General features: G+C 46.8%; 16 protein-coding genes and 1 tRNA gene. 5 read left to right on the top strand and 12 right to left on the bottom strand.

Annotated elements, in window-relative coordinates; genetic code table 11:
* Nucleotides 1-60: 60 nt before the first annotated feature.
* Nucleotides 61-1,005 (bottom strand): nucleotidyltransferase domain-containing protein, encoded by a 945-nt coding sequence (locus tag JGK22_RS19505; protein ID WP_293198297.1) that lies wholly within the window; start codon nucleotides 1,003-1,005, stop codon nucleotides 61-63.
* 259 nt (nucleotides 1,006-1,264) lie between these two features.
* Here JGK22_RS19505 and JGK22_RS19500 point away from each other — a divergent pair, with 259 nt between their 5' ends.
* Both JGK22_RS19500 and JGK22_RS19495 read left to right on the top strand, forming a co-directional pair.
* Nucleotides 1,265-1,459, top strand: coding sequence for a type II toxin-antitoxin system HicA family toxin (locus JGK22_RS19500; protein WP_293185094.1), 195 nt, complete (start codon nucleotides 1,265-1,267; stop codon nucleotides 1,457-1,459).
* Nucleotides 1,459-1,665 carry a type II toxin-antitoxin system HicB family antitoxin gene (locus tag JGK22_RS19495; protein ID WP_293185095.1) on the top strand — a complete coding sequence of 69 codons (207 nt, stop codon included), beginning with the start codon at nucleotides 1,459-1,461 and terminating at the stop codon, nucleotides 1,663-1,665. The genes JGK22_RS19500 and JGK22_RS19495 overlap by 1 nt, the downstream gene beginning before the upstream one ends.
* Before the next feature lie 37 nt (nucleotides 1,666-1,702).
* On the opposite strand, the gene JGK22_RS19490 is transcribed toward JGK22_RS19495, so the two are convergent.
* The 10 genes from JGK22_RS19490 to JGK22_RS19445 all read right to left on the bottom strand — a co-directional run bounded on the left by JGK22_RS19490 (nucleotide 1,703) and on the right by JGK22_RS19445 (nucleotide 10,943).
* A complete protein-coding gene (locus tag JGK22_RS19490; RefSeq protein WP_293185097.1) occupies nucleotides 1,703-2,068 on the bottom strand; it encodes a hypothetical protein in 366 nt (121 codons plus the stop codon).
* A gap of 182 nt (nucleotides 2,069-2,250) precedes the next feature.
* A tRNA-Val gene (locus JGK22_RS19485) sits at nucleotides 2,251-2,322 on the bottom strand.
* A gap of 128 nt (nucleotides 2,323-2,450) precedes the next feature.
* Complete coding sequence (locus tag JGK22_RS19480; protein WP_293185099.1) at nucleotides 2,451-2,663, bottom strand: DUF2839 domain-containing protein; 213 nt, start codon at nucleotides 2,661-2,663, stop codon at nucleotides 2,451-2,453.
* Between the two features lie 64 nt (nucleotides 2,664-2,727).
* A complete protein-coding gene (locus JGK22_RS19475; RefSeq protein ID WP_293313439.1) occupies nucleotides 2,728-4,257 on the bottom strand; it encodes a helicase C-terminal domain-containing protein in 1,530 nt (509 codons plus the stop codon).
* Between the two features lie 22 nt (nucleotides 4,258-4,279).
* A complete protein-coding gene (locus JGK22_RS19470; protein ID WP_293220414.1) occupies nucleotides 4,280-5,809 on the bottom strand; it encodes a pentapeptide repeat-containing protein in 1,530 nt (509 codons plus the stop codon).
* A gap of 76 nt (nucleotides 5,810-5,885) precedes the next feature.
* Nucleotides 5,886-7,448: a pentapeptide repeat-containing protein gene (locus JGK22_RS19465; protein WP_293185102.1), complete on the bottom strand. Its 1,563-nt coding sequence runs from the start codon at nucleotides 7,446-7,448 to the stop codon at nucleotides 5,886-5,888.
* 96 nt (nucleotides 7,449-7,544) lie between these two features.
* Complete coding sequence (locus JGK22_RS19460; protein WP_293185121.1) at nucleotides 7,545-9,107, bottom strand: pentapeptide repeat-containing protein; 1,563 nt, start codon at nucleotides 9,105-9,107, stop codon at nucleotides 7,545-7,547.
* 74 nt (nucleotides 9,108-9,181) lie between these two features.
* The gene (locus tag JGK22_RS19455) at nucleotides 9,182-10,423 is read right to left on the bottom strand and encodes a transposase (protein ID WP_293185122.1); all 1,242 of its coding nucleotides are present in this window, start codon (nucleotides 10,421-10,423) and stop codon (nucleotides 9,182-9,184) included.
* Nucleotides 10,362-10,739: a recombinase family protein gene (locus JGK22_RS19450; protein ID WP_293185124.1), complete on the bottom strand. Its 378-nt coding sequence runs from the start codon at nucleotides 10,737-10,739 to the stop codon at nucleotides 10,362-10,364. The genes JGK22_RS19455 and JGK22_RS19450 overlap by 62 nt, the downstream gene beginning before the upstream one ends.
* A 114-nt stretch (nucleotides 10,740-10,853) precedes the next feature.
* Nucleotides 10,854-10,943: a MerR family DNA-binding transcriptional regulator gene (locus tag JGK22_RS19445; protein WP_293185126.1), complete on the bottom strand. Its 90-nt coding sequence runs from the start codon at nucleotides 10,941-10,943 to the stop codon at nucleotides 10,854-10,856.
* Nucleotides 10,944-11,711: 768 nt separating this feature from the next.
* Between JGK22_RS19445 and JGK22_RS19440 the strand changes: the two genes are divergently transcribed.
* From JGK22_RS19440 to JGK22_RS19430, 3 genes are all read left to right on the top strand, one after another.
* Nucleotides 11,712-12,551, top strand: coding sequence for a prephenate/arogenate dehydrogenase (locus tag JGK22_RS19440; protein WP_293313437.1), 840 nt, complete (start codon nucleotides 11,712-11,714; stop codon nucleotides 12,549-12,551).
* Nucleotides 12,552-12,618: 67 nt separating this feature from the next.
* Nucleotides 12,619-14,454 (top strand): APC family permease, encoded by a 1,836-nt coding sequence (locus JGK22_RS19435; protein ID WP_293313435.1) that lies wholly within the window; start codon nucleotides 12,619-12,621, stop codon nucleotides 14,452-14,454.
* Between the two features lie 290 nt (nucleotides 14,455-14,744).
* On the top strand, nucleotides 14,745-16,268 hold the full coding sequence (locus JGK22_RS19430) for an RtcB family protein (RefSeq protein ID WP_293313433.1): 1,524 nt from the start codon (nucleotides 14,745-14,747) through the stop codon (nucleotides 16,266-16,268).
* A gap of 29 nt (nucleotides 16,269-16,297) precedes the next feature.
* Here JGK22_RS19430 and JGK22_RS19425 read toward each other — a convergent pair.
* On the bottom strand, nucleotides 16,298-16,552 hold a 255-nt coding region (locus tag JGK22_RS19425), incomplete at its 5' end, for a hypothetical protein (protein WP_293313431.1).

Raw genomic sequence — 16,552 nt, 5'->3', positions numbered from 1 at the left:
TTCAGTCCGCGGAGGCGGACTTTGTTTGTGTAGAAGCGATTTCAATCGCCGAATTATAAATCAACTCCCGATCGCACTTTGACGCGATTTAATCAAAAACAGATTAGCCTGCTCGTAATTAGGACGTTCCGGTAACTTAGTTTCTGCAAAAGCGCGATCGAACTCTACGTGCAAGCTCAACCGCCAGCGATTCACCTCATCCCAGGAGATTTCCTGATTGCGGATTGATAGCAATTGCGATCGATAATCCTGCACTCTCACAGGCACAAAACCCTCCTTCAGCACCGTAATTCCTGACAAGAGCAAGCGAATCAAGTGCATCGCGTGCTTCCAGCGAATTTCCCCAGTATTGCGGAGGTCTTGCTCCATTTTTTTAAATTGCGACAAAACGTAACTATTGTAAGTTTGATAAACCAATTGCGACAGAAAGATTTCGCGAATTTCCAGCAATTCGGCTGCTACAGGAGAAACAGTTTCTACCAAAGGAGTGTACAAACATTCGAGTACATTGGGATTAGCTTTGAGCGCCAAAACCAAAAACTTTTGCAGTTCCCAATAGCATTCTTGATCTTCCTTATTTTCCAATTGTTCTGGAATGCCATAAAGCGACCAATGAAGAATTGCCGACGGCTGGTAAATTCCGCGCCTGTCTGTATCAGATTGTTCGTTATCCAAACCGTAAGCTCTCGAACCAACTATGCAGCGGTAAATTACAGAATCGTAGAGGTTGTATTCGGCGAGAAAATCTCCTCCTGACTCCAATCCTTCGCTTTGAAACTGTTTGCGAATGCTGAATTCGTGTCGCCGCAGACTAACTTGTGTTCCGTCTGGGAGTTTGACTAAATATGCGTGGGAATTGTCTGTAGGCGATTTGACAATCACACCTACTGCGCCTTGTTTCCAAGATTGGTCGCCGCCGGGGTTTTTGACCTCAATCTTGGTGACAATTTGGGTTCCGGCGGGCACGATTAGGTTGAAATTTTGAGGAAGATTGGGGTTTGTCACGAGGAAACCTCCTGCGGAGACACGAGCTACAATGTTATTGTAGCATATGTGTAGTATAAAGAAAAGGGGGGTTTGGGCGATCGCTGGGAGCTTACAGCCCGTGCTACGGCAGTTTTGGCTGTGTTGAACAGTGTCTTCAGATTGACCAGGATGAGGTTTTTTATCAGTCGCGCAGGTTACAATGGAGAGGTTGCTGAAGTTAGATCGTATTATGGAGATATAAGTGCGGGAGTTGATTAGTTTTATAGATAGATGAACAATGAAAGTTAGAGAAGTTATTAAAATGTTAGAAGATGATGATTGGTATTTAGCTAGAACAAGGGGCAGTCATCGTCAATTTAAACACCCAGAAAAGGCTGGAACTGTAACTGTGTCAGGTAATTTAGGCATTGATATGCCAATTGGTACGCTTAAAAGTGTTTTGCGACAATCTCAACTAGAGGAGGAAGATTAATGCGTTATGCTGTGGTAATTGAAAAAGGTCAAACTAGCTACGGTGCGTATGTTCCCGATTTACCTGGATGTGTAGCTGTGGCTGAAAGTTTAGAAGAGGTGAGAAATTTAATTAAAGAGGCGATCGCATTCCATATTGAAGGACTACAAGAGGATGCTTTTCCGATTCCCGAACCTGTCTCTATTTGCGAATATGTTGAAGCTTAAGCTAAACGTCAATTACTCTTTATTTCCAGTTTGTTTCTCATTCTCCGCTCCGATAAGCTGCAATTTCTTCGGCAATTTCTTCATCAGTTAAAGGACTATCGGCGTGTAAAGCCTGAGTTTCTTCACATAAGTTGTTAAAATCTTCAGCTAAAGCTTGTCGGTGCGGATCGGGCTGATAATTATTCTTAAGTTCCAAGCTCGTTTTAATTTTTTCTGCTAGTAACTCTTGTGCAGGTTTTCCTGAAAGAATTTTTACTACTTGCCGAGGTTGATTAAGATATTGCTTTTCTGATAAAGCTTTTAAAGCATCAGTAATTACCCGATCTGGGGTTGTATATTTCCCTGTTTCTAACAGTTGTTGCAATAACTTTTCTTGTTCTGAGTTCAGAATTATTTGGATCATAAAGTTACCTCTATAAATAATCTCAAGCCGTTTGATACCTGTAGGGGTGAAGCATTTGGGCGACAATTTATGTTGAAAACCTGTAATTTTATTCCCAAATGCTTCACCCTCCAACCTGGCTCGCACTCCGACAGAATATTTTATTGTTTGGAGATGTCTAATGAGTCACCATAAATTTTGAATGGGCAATACAGGATTTGAACCTGTGACCCCTTCCGTGTGAAGGAAGTGCGCTACCACTGTGCTAATTGCCCGCAGATAAGTATCATAACATACTGACTCCCCATTGGCAACTAAAATTTCCCTAAAAAATCAGCCGCTGGTTTCGGAGTGAAAACTCGACACAATGTGCGATCGCCCAATTGTCGATCGCACCTCACCATCAATCAACCACCCACCAACCCGCCGCAGGCCCAACAAACCGCACCACAATCCACCAACCCACCAACAGACTAATCCCCGCCCAGCTTCCGCGAGATGTCCACTTCAGAAAATCTTCGCTTTGAGTTTTCGTAATTGGTAGCCAGGGATAGATACGCTCTTCTTTACCGTATCCATCGCCGATCGACTCTTTACGACGCTTAGATTCGCCCATAATCTTTGTCTACTAAATTAGATTTCAATTCGATAACAACCAAATTATACGCCAACAGGTCATCTCAAGCCTGAGTCAACCAAGTCGTATCCAAATAATCAATCCTTGCAAACGGACTCAGCGCCGCTAAAATTTGCTGTCCGTAACTGCGGTGAATCACCCTACTGTCAAAAATCGCCACAACCCCCTGACGTTCTCGCACCGGCGCGATCGCCCTTTGCAACTCATTCAACGCCGCCGGTAACAAATACAACCGAAACCAATCCCTCCGCTGCTCCTTATAAAAAGCCACACGCGCCGTCACCAAAGGATTCTCCAAAGAAGGTAGCGGCAAAGTTGCGATCGCCAGCAAGTGAGGCGCACTCAACTCACCCTGATGTTCCCGCCAAAACTCCCATCCAGTCACCAAAATCGCATTGTCGCCCACCTCGGTTTTTTCCACCTGCACCCGAGAACCGAACTCAGAAGCCAAAATCGCCGCCATCCGAGCCTTCAGCGGTACATCGCCCACAATCAGCACCGTTAAACCCGCCACCGACGCACTCATCAACAGCAAAGTCCGAATTTCTTCCATTAAAACACCCTGAAATTCCGGCGTATTCGGCAGCGGCAGCCAGTTCGGAATGTACAGTTGAATTAACTCGTTTTGTCGATCGGGCGAAAACTTCACACTCGTCAACTCAGGCAATCCCAGCATTTGCCGGAAGATCGGAGCCTTCTGTTCCACATCCACCGCCCCCCCAATCAACACCACAGGCACGGCAGACCAAATTTTGCTCAAAACCTCGGCCACCTGCACCGGCGCACAGAACAGCGAAAATGACCCAGCAGAGCGATGAATTTGTGCCCACCGCAGTTTCCCGTTTGTGTTCCACCGCTGCCAAAAATTGCTCCAAGCAGGCGGAATCCCAGGGTTTTGCTCGATCGTTTCAAACAGCCCTTGCAAAATATTTTGCTCTGCGGTTTCCAGCAAATAGCACTCATCAGGCTTAGCTGGATGCTGAAACACAGCCCGCGTTAGCAACACCCGCGCTTCTCGAATTGCATCCGCCAGCATTGGGCCAGATTCCATTAAATCATTCCAATGGGCCGGTTCCAAACCCACCGTCAATTGCTGTCGCGTCCAAACTTCCAAATCATCCACACCGTCGATAATTGTCGGAATATTGTTGTGAAGTTGCGAATTTCCTGCCAAGCGCGCCGCCAGCCAAGACTGCGGATCGGCTAGCATCAACCCTCGTCCCGCGGCATTATGGGAATAAATCTCGATCCTCTTCGAGGGCTTCGCTAACGGTCTTTCAGTTTGCAGCCACTCTTGCAATCGCGGAATTTCCACCTCCTGCAAATGTTCCAGCAGCGGTGTCGGCGCCACTAAAATCACCGGATCCGGCCACATCAAAATCGGCATCAAATAGCTGACTCGATACCGCTGTCGGTAAGCGGACGCCGGCAGCCCAGTTTGGATCAAAGCGCTGCGCCCCAAGCGCAAAGCCCGCGCCACCAGTCGCGCCATCGTTAAATGGTGGGGCCAGCGCGGCTCGGAGTGCGATCGCAAAAAGCGGAGCAGCGAATTATGGACTTCTACCTCAATCAATCGATTTCACTGTTGATATTTCTCAATCAAGATAATCAAAACTTGCCAGAAAATCAACTACTTTTTGACCCACAGCCAAACTAAATTTACTCTCCTGATTATTTCCACTTCGCCGACCAAAATCCTGATGAGACTGCACGGTAAAACTCTCCTGCCCCGAACTAATTAAAATAGTTTGGGTAGGTGACTGAAAAAAGTTTGTTTCCTGAGAGACATTTATTGTTGTTTCCAGCATTTTTTTCACATCAGTTAAATTAGCCATTGCTGCATTCAATGCTTTAGATAACTGTATTATCCGTTTTTTTTCTAAATTTTGATTTGCGATAGTTTTGCCAACCGCCACCACATTTTTCTGAGTTTCCAAGGCATCCTTAAAAGGAACAATCGCTAAAAAAGCTGCTGGCAATAAATGCTCGTCGCTATCAAATCTAAAAGTCAGAGTTGTCCGGCGATAGCCGACTTCTATATTGGGAGGACGGCTCATGGCTCCGTAATGCCTAGCTATTTCGCTATAGGCTGTTGCTAAAATGCCGTTGGCTGAGTGGTCTAAAAGTGCGTCAACCACAATTCGCACTAACCCCGGCGTATGATTTAAAAACTTTCTCGCTTCAGACGACGAATTAAATTGTTGCACCAAACTGCGATCGCCTGCGGGGCTGATGTCAACCCACTGGCAATTAATATCATCTGCAACGATACCAAACCTGGGAACCAAATACATTTTTGCCCCAGTTAAAGTTGCCCCGGTCAAATCTGCGCCCACCCAATCTGCGTTAATCAAATTGGTTTCTGTCAGATCGGCATGAACCAAACTAGCATTGGCTAAATTAGCATTTCTTAAATCTGCTCCGCTGAGGTTAGCTCCACTCAATTTAGTATCACTCAGATCGGCGCCAGTGAGGTTAGCTCCGCTTAAATCCGCCCATTTGAGATTAGCTCCGCTCAAATCAGCACCGCTGAGATTCACCTCCTGCAAAGAAGCTTGTCTCAGATCGGCATTGCTCAAATTGACGCCGTTAAGTTCTGCCTTCATCAAATCGGCGCCGTGCAAATTAGCGTCTTTAAAGCTAGCTTCTTTTGCTGAAGAACCTCTAAGATTTGCACCGGAAAGATTCGCACCAGACAGGTTAGCCTGGGTCAGTTTTACCTCTCTTAAGTCTGCTTCAGTCATGTTAGCGTTACTGAAGTTAGTCTTGCTAAGTTCGCAGCGGACTAATTCTCCTCTAATCAGAGATGCTCCGATTAATTGAGCTCCCGTTAAATCCGCTCTGACTAAGTTTGCTACGTTGAGACTAGCTCCGTTTAAGATTGCCCGCGAGAGATTGGTGCTGCTGAGTCTAGCCACATTCAGGTTAGCTTCACTCAAGTCAGCTTCGCTCAAGTTAGCGCCGCTGATGTTGGTGACAAATAAGCTAGCCTGCCTTAAAATTGATTGGCTGAGGTTGATGCGACTGAGATTAGCTTCATTCAGGTTGATTCCTGTGAAATCTCTGTCGCCTTCTGTGTATCTTTTGACGAGTTCAAATCGCTTGAGAAGTTCTTCTGCTTCCATTGTTTTTACCTAGCTGAAAGGGCGATGGACTAACTTTTATGTGGCATTAATATAAAAATAAATAAATTTATATTATTTACTCACCAAGCTGATAAAAGCTTTTGACAAATTCAATCACCGTATTTAGGGGCGGGGTTGTAAATCTTTGGGCTTTAATTGCCGGCCCGATCGAGGTTTTGTTGACTCCCGGCAAATTGGTCAAGTTTCTGCCAAAGTCTGGGTGATAGTGAACCATCAAAGTTTCGGCGCTGGAGTTGGCCAGTATGGTTTGGGTAGGCGATTGAAAAAAACTCGACATCGGTTCGCGATCGAGGCGAATCGGCTGCATTTTCATTTCCCCTATTTTTCTAATTGTTTTGGTCATGGCGACGTTCAATTGCACTACCAAATTTGAAACTCTGACGCCTAGATTATTGCCGTTTTGGGGTTGAATCATCTTGATCAGAGTAATGAGATTTTTTTGAGTAAATGCCGCGTCGCTAAAGGGAATAATGGCAACAAAAGCTGTGGGAAATAGTTGATCGTCCTGCTCTATTCTAAATGATATGATTGTGCGCCGCGAATTAACTTCTATGCTGGGAGGATTGCTCAAACCCGAGTATTGACTGGCAATTTGGCGGTAGGTAGCCGCGAGGACAAAGTTAGCGTCGGGGTCGAGCGGTCGATCGACAATAATTTGCACTGTCGGCGGTGTAGCATTAAAAAACCGTTGAGATTCTTCTGGGGTAAAGCGCTGAATGTGACTGCGATCGCCGTTTGGGCTCAGATCCACCCAATCGCAGGTTATATCATCGGCTTTCAGATTAAACCTCGACACCGCGTAAATTTTTGCCCCAGTCAGGGCCGCCCCCGTCAAATCTGCGCCCACCCAATCTGCGTGAGTCAAATTCGCTTGAGTCAAATCCGCGTGTACCAGAGTAGCGTTCAACAGGTTGACGTTGCTCAAATTTGCCCCGTACAAGTTAGCCCCGCTCAATCTCGCTTCATCGAGGTCAGCACCAGTCAAGTTGGCCCCGCTGAGGTCGGCCCACCGGAGATTAGCGCCTCGCAAGTCAGCGCCGCTGAGGTTGGCTTGAGACAGATTAGCTTGTCTGAGTTCGGCATTGCATAGGTTCACTCCTCGCAAGTCTGCCCTGCTGAGGTCGGCTCTGTGCAAGTTAACCCGTTCCAAGTTCGCCGCTGTCAGACAAGCGCCTCTCAGGTGAGCCCCGCTGAGGTCGGCTTGCTCTAGATTGGCTTCTCTCAGGGTGGCTTCTCTCAAATCTGCTTCGCTCAAGTTGGCACCGCTCAAGTTGGCACCGCTGAGGTCAGCTCGGATCAGCTCGGCTCTGATCAATGTAGCTTCGACGAGTTGGGCTTCGCTGAGGTCGGCCCGAATCAAGTTAGCCACGTTGAGGATAGCGCCACTGAGGTTGGCTTTGTTGAGGTTGGCAGCGCTGAGTCTAGCAACATTGAGTTTAGCTTTTCTCATGTTGGCCTTTGACAGATTGGTGCCACTCAGGTTGGTGAGGCTCAAGATTGCCTCGCTGAAATTAGCCCCACTCAGATCGATCCTGCTGAGATTGGCTTCGCAAAGCAGGATGGCAGTAAAGTCTCTTTCTCCTGCTGCATATTTGGCGATGAGTTCTTCCGCGTCCATGCTTTTGACTTTCCCTGATGTGTTAGGTAGAACAAAGCTTTGTTATGCCAACCTTTAAAATAGAATAAGCATTTTTTGTAACTTCATGCAATATGCCTAGACATCTATATTGTGGAAGCCTTTTATAAAATCCAAAATGCTGGCGATATTAGCTTGACCCAATTTTGTGCTTTCAGTTAACTTGCCTGCGCTGGAGTTGCTGGGATCGTATTTTTTAATCAGGCGCTTGCCGAAGGCTGGGTGGTGATATACGCTGAGTCTTTGGTCGCGGGAGTTGATTAAGAGCATCTGTGTAGGAATTTGAAAAAAATTGATGCTTTCACCGATTTTGGGAAAAGAACTGGAAATTTTGATTTGGTCTACTTTGCTGATAGCTTGGTTGAGAGCTTTGCTGCATAACTGGACGTGTTTGGATTCTTTGACGCTAAGTTTGCCTGCATCGTGGGATTGAATCATTTTCATCAAAGCTATCAGGTTTTTCTGAGTTGTAGCGCCGTCGTTAAAAGGAATAATGGCAACGTAAGCGGTGGCAAATAATTTATCGTCGCTGTCCATTTTAAAGGCGAGTACGGTGCGCCTGGAACTGACTTCGATCGTGGGCGGCTGACTTAAACTCGGGTATTGTTGGGCAATTTGGTAATAAGTTGCAGCTAGGGCAAAATGAGCGCCTTGGTCTAAGGGCGAGTCAATTACAATCCTAACTGTGGGCAAGCTTTCGTGAAAAAAATCGTGGGTTCCTCCGGAGTTCAACCAGTAAATTTGACTGTGGTCGCCGTTGGGACTCAGGTCAACCCACTTGCAGGTCATGCCTTCGGTTTTGATGCCGAGCCGCGAAACTGCGTGGAGTTTGGCTCCGGTTAGGGTGGCTCCGGTTAAGTCGGCTCCCACCCAGTCGGCGCGGATCAGATAGGCGTTTGACAGGTCGGCGTGAACTAAACTGGCATTGAGTAAGTTGGCGTGGCAGAGGTCGGCTCGGCTGAGGTCGGCGCCGCTCAATTTGGCTTCGCTGAGGTCGGCCCAGCGCAGGTTGCAGCCGCTGAGGATGGCCCAGCGCAAATTGACGCCACTGAGGTCGGCTCCGCTGAGTATGGCTTGAGTGAGGTTGGCTTGTCGGAGTTCGGTACCTCGCAAGTCTGCACCGCTGAGGTCGGCTCGGCTGAGATCGGCGCCTTGGAGGTTGGCTTGTTCGAGGTTGGCTTCTGTCAAGGACGCACCACTGAGGTGAGCGCCTCGAAGGTTGGCTTGAGTGAGGTTGGCTCCTCGGAGCGTGGCTTCGGTGAGTGTGGCGCCGCTGAGGTTGGCTCCGCTGAGGTTGGCTCCGCTGAGTTCGGCTCGAATTAGCTCGGCTCTGATCAGTTTAGCTCCTGTGAGTATGGCTTTTTTGAGGTCAACTCGCACTAGGTAGGCGACGTTGAGGTCGGCGTCGGTGAGGTTGGCGCCGCCGAGATGGGCGCCGCTGAGTCTGGCGATGTTGAGTTTGGCACCGGTGAGGTTGGTTTTGCTGAGGTTAGCTCCGCTTAGGTTTGCTACACTCAGATTCGCACCTGTGAGGTTGGCTCCGCTCAAGTTGACGCCGCTGAGGTTGGCCTCAGTCAGGTTGATTCCGGCAAAGTTTCTTTCTCCGGCGGCATATTTTTTCAGGAGTTCCTCGACTGTCATGGGGGCGGCACCGTATCGAAATATCCCCATTTTATTGCTATTGACACTCCCCGCCGTAAAACGGACGGGGATTCTTAAGAGATTTTCACCCTTAATGGCTGTGTCAAACAGCCTCTAGACAGTCCGGTAAAACCATTCTGCTTACTTTTGCGACCAATATTTACAGATACATTTAACCCGGTAAATCTAGGACTAAGCCCAAACTTACTGTGTATGGCAAGACGCGTGAAAGCTGCAAGCTCTCCCGTCAAGGAGGTATCTCTCAAAGCTTTCAATAAAATATTGAAAGCGCCATTTACATCTCTGTCCAGAGTGTGTCCGCATTCTGGACATTTAAATTTCTTAGACCCACCTAATTTAGTGTGAATATGCCCGCACTTTGAACAAGTCTTGGATGTGTATTCTTCGGTCACGTCTACTACAATACAACCAGATTTGGATGCTTGATGCTTCAACATTTGTTTGAACCTATAATGGCTCAAAGTGACCAGGGCTCTAGCTGTTTTTGTCGCTAATTTTCGTTTCCCCTTTTTTACCATCTGCTGCGTTTCAAAAGTCGGCAAGAAAATAATTTTATACTTGGTCACCAAGTATTTAGCAGCCTTCTTGTGTAACTCGTTGACTAAGTTTTTAATCTGAATCCGAATCTGGGTCGCTGACTTTCTCAAGCAATACCTCAATCGTTTGAATTGTCCTCCTTTGTGCAGCCCTATTCTTGACATCAATTTGTCTAAATGTCTTGCTAGTCGGTAGATACGACCAATATCATTCTTTCCTACCTCCAAGATATCACTGCCGTCAAAACCAGTCAAAAACGTTCTAACGCCAGGGTCTAAGGCGATAGCTAAACTGCTTTCGTTTTGCAGAGGCTTTGCGGTATCAACTGCATAGCATATAAACCATTGCCCATTGATTAGTGACAGCGTTGGCTCATGTTCCATTACATCTGCAATTGGTTCGGATACTTTAAATGATAATCCTTTGGTTGCTTGCGGGTAAAAAGTCCCAGACTTCCAGTTACTGACTTGAAACCTGATAGTCTGGGAACGGTCAAATCGGCTTCTAAATTTGGCGATACCCTTTGACTTTTTAGCAGCTTTGTGTGCCTCAAAAGCTTGGAATACTGCCATTTGTCGTGGGTTGTAAGGTTGCTCCGACACCCAGATTGGAGCTGAGTCCATAATCTTTTTTCTGAGATCGTACTTGCCAATCTTTTCTGTTTTCAGGATAGCAATTGCTTGATTGTAACACCATCTACTTGCTGCAATCCAAGTCCTCCATTTCGCTGCTAGCTTGGTTTCTGGGTAAACTCGAATCTTCTTTGATAGTAGATTTGTATTTACCCCGGGAGTAGATTCGGCAACTAAAGACGTGGATGATGGCAAGGATATGTTCAACCATTTCTCGTTCACAAGACAGCTCGTTTCTACTGAGAACCATGAGTTGGCAATTGTTTTGCTCGCAGAGCCATTTGATGAGGTCGCTACCAAACCTTGCGAGTCTGTCTTGGTGTCCAACCACAATTGTTGAGATATTTCCTGACATGACTTGTCCCAAAAGGGCAAGCAGTGCTTTTCTTTTGAAGTTGAGTCTACACCCGATGTCTTTAAAGACTTTGGCTTGCGGGTAGATATTTTGGAGGTAGCTGACTTGTCGTTCGAGGTGTTCTCGTTATTTGTAGCTACTGACTCTTGCGTAGATGGCGATAACTCGGTTGTGTCCTGTTCCGAGAACGCTGTCAATGTCCTAGCGTCGTTGGTTGGAGGGGGTTCTGATTGCTGATATTTTGTCGGCAAGCTCCCAGTTTCTAAGAGTTTTCTCTGAGACTTGCAGCATTTCGCAAGCTTTTCGCGGCGTGACATATTTGATCATCGCTGGTAATATTTTTTACTCTTGATATATACTGCCTGATTTTGACGCTATTTTCCAGGACTTTATGGGAAATTGTTTACTTTGTGACAACAGCCGCTTCTAAAAACCTACAGAAATCTGTAAATCAAACTTAGCGGTCTATGTTTTGCCTAGAGCGAGTGCTATAGCCTTTCTCACATTCATTCGCGGACAAATCTTGACCTAAAAAGCTTTACACTGTAAGGTTCCAGCATATCTTGGCATACCTCATCTTTCTGAAAAAGGCTATATATGTTTTCCTTTTTGCTCAGGTTGGCTTACTCTTCCCAGTTAGAGACTGCCTTGATTAGCAGAGGACTTGAAATATTTGGTTTTTTGAGGATCAGTTTGAGCCAAGTGTTTTTTTGTGGTTTTCACACCCAGTAAGCTTTAGCAACCCGCACTAATCAAGCGTTTCCCCAGTTTATCACAATTATTGTTGGTTTTCGTCAAATTCTGAGAAAATCTAGACAAACCTCTGTATTTTGGCAACTGCCTAAAACGCCACATTGTAAAGGTTTTTGCTAAGGCGGCACAACTCACACAGAGCCAAAAACTCCGCTTTATTTAAATTGCGAATTTGGTTCTTTTGAGTCAGGTACATAGTTGACCTTTCGCTACATATTGTATTATAAAGCGAAAGTTGCTATTAATCCTAAAATTTTCTTGTCAAGCCGTCAAGCGAAGGACGGGGTTTGAAACCCATTTTTTCTGATGAATATCGGTATCGTAGGACTTGGTTTAATTGGTGGCTCGATCGCTCTGGATTTACGATCGCGCGGGTTTAATATTGTTGGGGTTTCGAGTCGCCAACAGACTTGCGATCGGGCGATCGCAAGAGGTGTTGTCAATGATGCCAGCATACACCTGTCTTTGATGGCAACAGCGGATTTGGTTTTTATTTGCACGCCGTTATCGGCGATCGAGCCGATCGTCCAAAAATTAATTCCCCATCTTTCCCCTGATGCGATTGTAACCGATGTCGGTTCGGTAAAAACTCCCATAGTCGATGCTGTGTCAGCTCTGTGGCCGAATTTTGTTGGGGGACACCCGATGGCGGGGACTGCTGAAAGTGGGATTGAGGCGGCGGTGAGGGATTTGTTTGTGGGGCGGCCTTATGTGGTGACTCCGACTGCACAGACTCCGGCGCAGTCAGTGGAGAAGGTTGAGGAAATTGCGCGGTTGTTGGGTGCGTCGGTTTATCGGTGCGGCCCTCAAGAACACGATCGAGCTGTGGCTTGGATTTCTCATTTGCCGATAATGGCTAGCGCGACGCTGGTGGCTGCGTGCGATCGAGAGGGCGATCGAGATATTGTGAATTTAGCGCAAAATTTGGCGAGTTCGGGTTTTCGGGACACCAGCCGCGTAGGGGGTGGCAACCCCGAGCTGGGAGTGATGGTGGCAAAGTACAATAGAGAGCAATTATTGCGATCGCTCTCTATTTACCGCGACAGTCTCGACGAGTTGATGGGCGATATCCAAGCCGAAGATTGGCAAGCTCTAGAACAGAAGCTGAAACTGACTCAACAAGCCAGAGAGCATTACAACTTGTGAACCCAAAATTGCTGAAAACTGTCCCCGTCTCCATTATGATTTGTGGACGCCTATATATTAAGTTTCAATGTACACTTATTCTCGGCTGAAGCGGGCTTTACTGGGTGAATCTCTCCCCACCAGCGCATCTGTTCACGAACGGCTGAGCAACGCTACAGGACTAGCTGTTCTTGCTTCGGATGCACTGTCGTCTGTTGCCTACGCGACTCAAGAAACTCTGCTGGTGCTGTTACTAGCCGGGAGCAGCAGTTTGAGTTTATCGCTGCCTATTTCGGGAATTATTGTTTTACTGTTGGCGATCGTGGCGCTGTCTTACCGACAGACAATTAAAGCGTATCCCAACGGCGGTGGCGCTTACATTGTGGCGCGAGAAAACTTGGGTATTTATCCCGGTTTGATCGCAGCAGCTTCGCTGATGATTGACTACATCCTCACCGTAACAGTCAGCATTTCCGCTGGTATTGCCGCCTTGACTTCAGCAGTTCCCTCCTTGCTGCCCTATACCGTTGAACTGTGCTTAGTTTGTATTGTCCTGATCATGTTTGCCAATCTCAGGGGACTGCGGGAATCTGGCAAGATATTTATGGTTCCCACCTATGGGTTTATCGTGGGCATTTTTATCTTGATTGGTTCGGGTTTATTCCAACAAGCAACAGGTCATGTTTTGCCGGCCTTAGAAAACATTCCAGCTAAGGAACCTTTGGGATTGTTTCTGATCGCGCGCGCCTTTGCGGCGGGCTGTACAGCCCTGACTGGAGTTGAAGCCATATCGGATGGAGTGTTGGCTTTTAAGCCTCCTGAATGGAAGAATGCACGCCTAACTTTAACTTATTTGGGAGTAATTCTGGGATTTATGTTTTTGGGCATTAGTTACTTAGCCCATATTTATCAGGTGATTCCTAAAGAAAACGAAACGCTCCTTTCTGTGTTAGGAAAAGATATTTTTGGAGTCGGCATATTTTATTACTATTTGCAGGCTGCAACTCTGTTGATTTTGCTGTTGGCTGCGAATACGAGTTATGCAGATTTTCCGCGACTTTGTTATTTTTTGGCGCGGGATGGGTTTTTGCCGAGGCAGTTGTCGCTGTTGGGCGATCGCCTAGTTTATTCTAATGGCATTAATTTGCTCAGCCTCTGCGCGGCTCTGTTAATTATCATCTTCCGAGGCGATACCACCGCAGTAATTCCGCTGTATGCGGTTGGAGTTTTCACTTCTTTTACTCTGTCCCAATCTGGAATGGTGATTCATTGGTTTAAGGAGCGAGGCAAAGGCTGGCAATCTAGTGCTGTGATGAACGGTATTGGTGCAGTGGCAACCACGGGAGTTTTAGCTGTAATTGTCGCTACCAAATTCCTTTTGGGAGCTTGGGTTGTGGTAGTAACTATTCCGATTGTAGTTAGTCTATTTTTAGCTATTCACCGGCACTATCGGTATGTAGCCGCTCGCTTGAGCATTCAGGGAATAGAACCCATATCTTATCCTCCCAGACCTAAAGTTAAGACGGTGACACATCCGGCGGTGGTGTTAGTTGGCCAGTTGCACCGGGGAACTTTTGATGCCTTGGATTACGCTCGTTTAATTGCTGATGAGGTTGTGGCGGTTCACGTAGATATAGGTTTGACAGATAGAGCAAAACTGCAAGCGGCTTGGCAAGATTTGCAATCTGACATTCCCCTAGAAATTCTGGAATCGCCTTACCGTTCTGTTGGTGAGGCTTTAACTCACTTTTTGACTTTGTTTGAAGAGCAACGGCCGGGAGTTTTCTTAACGCTAATTATTCCGGCTTTTGTGACGAAAAATTGGTGGGAGGGACTGCTACACAATCAAACTGCTTTCTTTTTGAAGGCGGCTTTGCTGGCTAAAAAAAGTCGGGTTGTGACAACGGTTAGATATTATCTGTAGCGTTTCTGGTATAACAGTGCGGTACGCTTGGGTAATTGGTAATTGGTAATTGGTAATTGGTAATTGGTAATTGGTAATTGGTAATTACTCGATCGCGTACCTCACAAAAATTGAGAATCGCTAAGAAAGCGGTTGACAGATAAAAAATAATGTGCCAGGATCGACATAATTAGAAAAGTTGCCTTCAACTTGTCTCTGAAAAGATTGCGGCTGCTGAACCAAAGTCTTTTACTAACTACAACATCTCTTCAATTTGTGGGGGTTGCACTGCAACCCGCAACAGACTATTTATGCAGCAGCCAAAAAACTTGAACAGGCTTTTGCGAGCTTTGTCTCGGCAAGGTCTTGATGTGAGTTACGACAATCAAGTCTACTCGATTTGTCTCAATAGTTCTCTGAAAGAAAACTGGCAAGATGCCAGTTCCACAACAGAAAACAGTGAAAATGTTTTTGCTACAAGAGATAACTGGCAAGATGCCAGTTCCACAACAGCAGAAGTTTTGCTTCCAGAAGGTTTTCCGGTGGAAGCAAAGGCGCTGAAACAGTTAGCAAATTTGGCGAATGTTCGACACCCTCAAGGTGGTTGTGTTTGTCGCGCCTGCGCTACTCCAGATTTCCATCCGGGGGATGCGGGAGTGGCAATTGGCTCGATCGTCCAAACTGACAAAATGGTGATTCCGGCGGCTGTCGGTTCCGACATTAACTGCGGGATGCGCTTACACGTTGCTGATTTGTCGATCGAACAATTTCTGGGAAAGCGCGATCGATTTGTAGAGTTGATGAAAGGCGATTATTTCTTCGGTACTCGCGATGTCAGCATGACTGCAAAAACTGCCCGCGCGATGTTCCAACACGGCATCCCCGGATGGCTGGATGGTATGCTGGATAGGGCAATGGGCAGCGCAGCAAATTCGGATTTCGAGCAGTTGGCGCAAGAGTGCGATCGCACTTTCGGAGGCGGTTCGATGAATGGCGATGTCAAATGGGCACCCGAAGAATTAGTCCCAAATGACGGCACTGTCAGGGATGGCGGGTTAGGTACCATCGGCGGCGGCAATCATTTTGTAGAAATTCAAGTGGTTGAAGAAGTGGTCGATCGAGCTACGGCCTATACTTGGGGAGTTCGATCGGGACAAATCGCTTTTATGATTCACTCCGGTTCGCGAAATGTCGGCAAATACATCGGCGGTATGTGGCGCGATCGAGCTTGCGAAGCCTGGCCGAAAACCCTAAAATACCCTGAATCCGGGCTGTTTCCGCTGTCTGTCGAAGCCAATCCCGAACTTGTGAGCAGCTACCTACAAGCGGAAGCAACGGCCGCCAATTATGGTTTTATCAACCGCTTGTTGCTAGCAGAACTTCTGCGACTGCGTTTGCGACAAGTTTTCGGGGATATCGAAGCTCCTTTAGTTTACGATTTGCCTCACAATATTACCTTAGCTGAAGGTGACGGCTGGGTGACTCGCAAAGGCGCTTGTCCCGCACATTCTGGCCAGCCTGTAATTGTACCTGGTTCGATGGGTGCGCCGTCTTATTTGCTAATTGGTTTGGGAAACGATCGATTTTTGCGATCGGCTTCTCACGGTGCGGGCAGGGCGCGATCGCGTTTCGATCTCAGTCGCGAAGGTGCTGACAAAACTGAAGCAGCTTTGGGATTAACTGGCGTAGATTGCATTACCTTACGCGAAGAACGTAGAATCGAAGAAGCACCGGCCGCTTACAAGCCAATTCAACCAGTGATTGACGTTCAGGTGGAGGCACAAATTGTGGGGATTGTCGCTAAAATGAAGCCAGTATTAACGTTTAAAGCCTAGGCTGATTTGTCGGTTCTCAAAAACTGGTTTTACGAACAGGCTAGAAGCCTGTTCCACCAGAAAATTCCAAAGATTGTGGAATGGGCTTCTAGCCCGTTCCCAAAGACAATTCCAAAGATTGTGGAATGGGCTTCTAACCCGTTCCCAAAGACAATTCCAAAGATTGTGGAATGGGCTTCTAGCCCGTTCCAGCAGAAAAAATCAAAGATTGTGGAATGGGCTTCTAGCCCGTTCCCAAAGACAATTTCAAAGATTGTAAAATGGGCTTCTAGCCTGTTCCAGCA

The organism is Microcoleus sp. PH2017_08_TRC_O_A (assembly GCF_020738665.1).
Taxonomy (GTDB): Bacteria; Cyanobacteriota; Cyanobacteriia; order Cyanobacteriales; family Microcoleaceae; genus Microcoleus.
This window is presented reverse-complemented; position numbering and strand designations above follow the sequence as displayed.

Bases quoted from the DNA above. Each gene is read 5' to 3' on its own strand.
- JGK22_RS19500 (WP_293185094.1), top strand. From the start codon at position 1,265: ATGAAAGTTAGAGAAGTTATTAAAATGTTAGAAGATGATGATTGGTAT.
- JGK22_RS19495 (WP_293185095.1), top strand. From the start codon at position 1,459: ATGCGTTATGCTGTGGTAATTGAAAAAGGTCAAACTAGCTACGGTGCG.
- JGK22_RS19490 (WP_293185097.1), bottom strand. From the start codon at position 2,068: ATGATCCAAATAATTCTGAACTCAGAACAAGAAAAGTTATTGCAACAA.
- JGK22_RS19480 (WP_293185099.1), bottom strand. From the start codon at position 2,663: ATGGGCGAATCTAAGCGTCGTAAAGAGTCGATCGGCGATGGATACGGT.
- JGK22_RS19470 (WP_293220414.1), bottom strand. From the start codon at position 5,809: ATGGAAGCAGAAGAACTTCTCAAGCGATTTGAACTCGTCAAAAGATAC.
- JGK22_RS19465 (WP_293185102.1), bottom strand. From the start codon at position 7,448: ATGGACGCGGAAGAACTCATCGCCAAATATGCAGCAGGAGAAAGAGAC.
- JGK22_RS19460 (WP_293185121.1), bottom strand. From the start codon at position 9,107: ATGACAGTCGAGGAACTCCTGAAAAAATATGCCGCCGGAGAAAGAAAC.
- JGK22_RS19445 (WP_293185126.1), bottom strand. From the start codon at position 10,943: ATGCTGCAAGTCTCAGAGAAAACTCTTAGAAACTGGGAGCTTGCCGAC.
- JGK22_RS19440 (WP_293313437.1), top strand. From the start codon at position 11,712: ATGAATATCGGTATCGTAGGACTTGGTTTAATTGGTGGCTCGATCGCT.
- JGK22_RS19435 (WP_293313435.1), top strand. From the start codon at position 12,619: ATGTACACTTATTCTCGGCTGAAGCGGGCTTTACTGGGTGAATCTCTC.
- JGK22_RS19430 (WP_293313433.1), top strand. From the start codon at position 14,745: ATGCAGCAGCCAAAAAACTTGAACAGGCTTTTGCGAGCTTTGTCTCGG.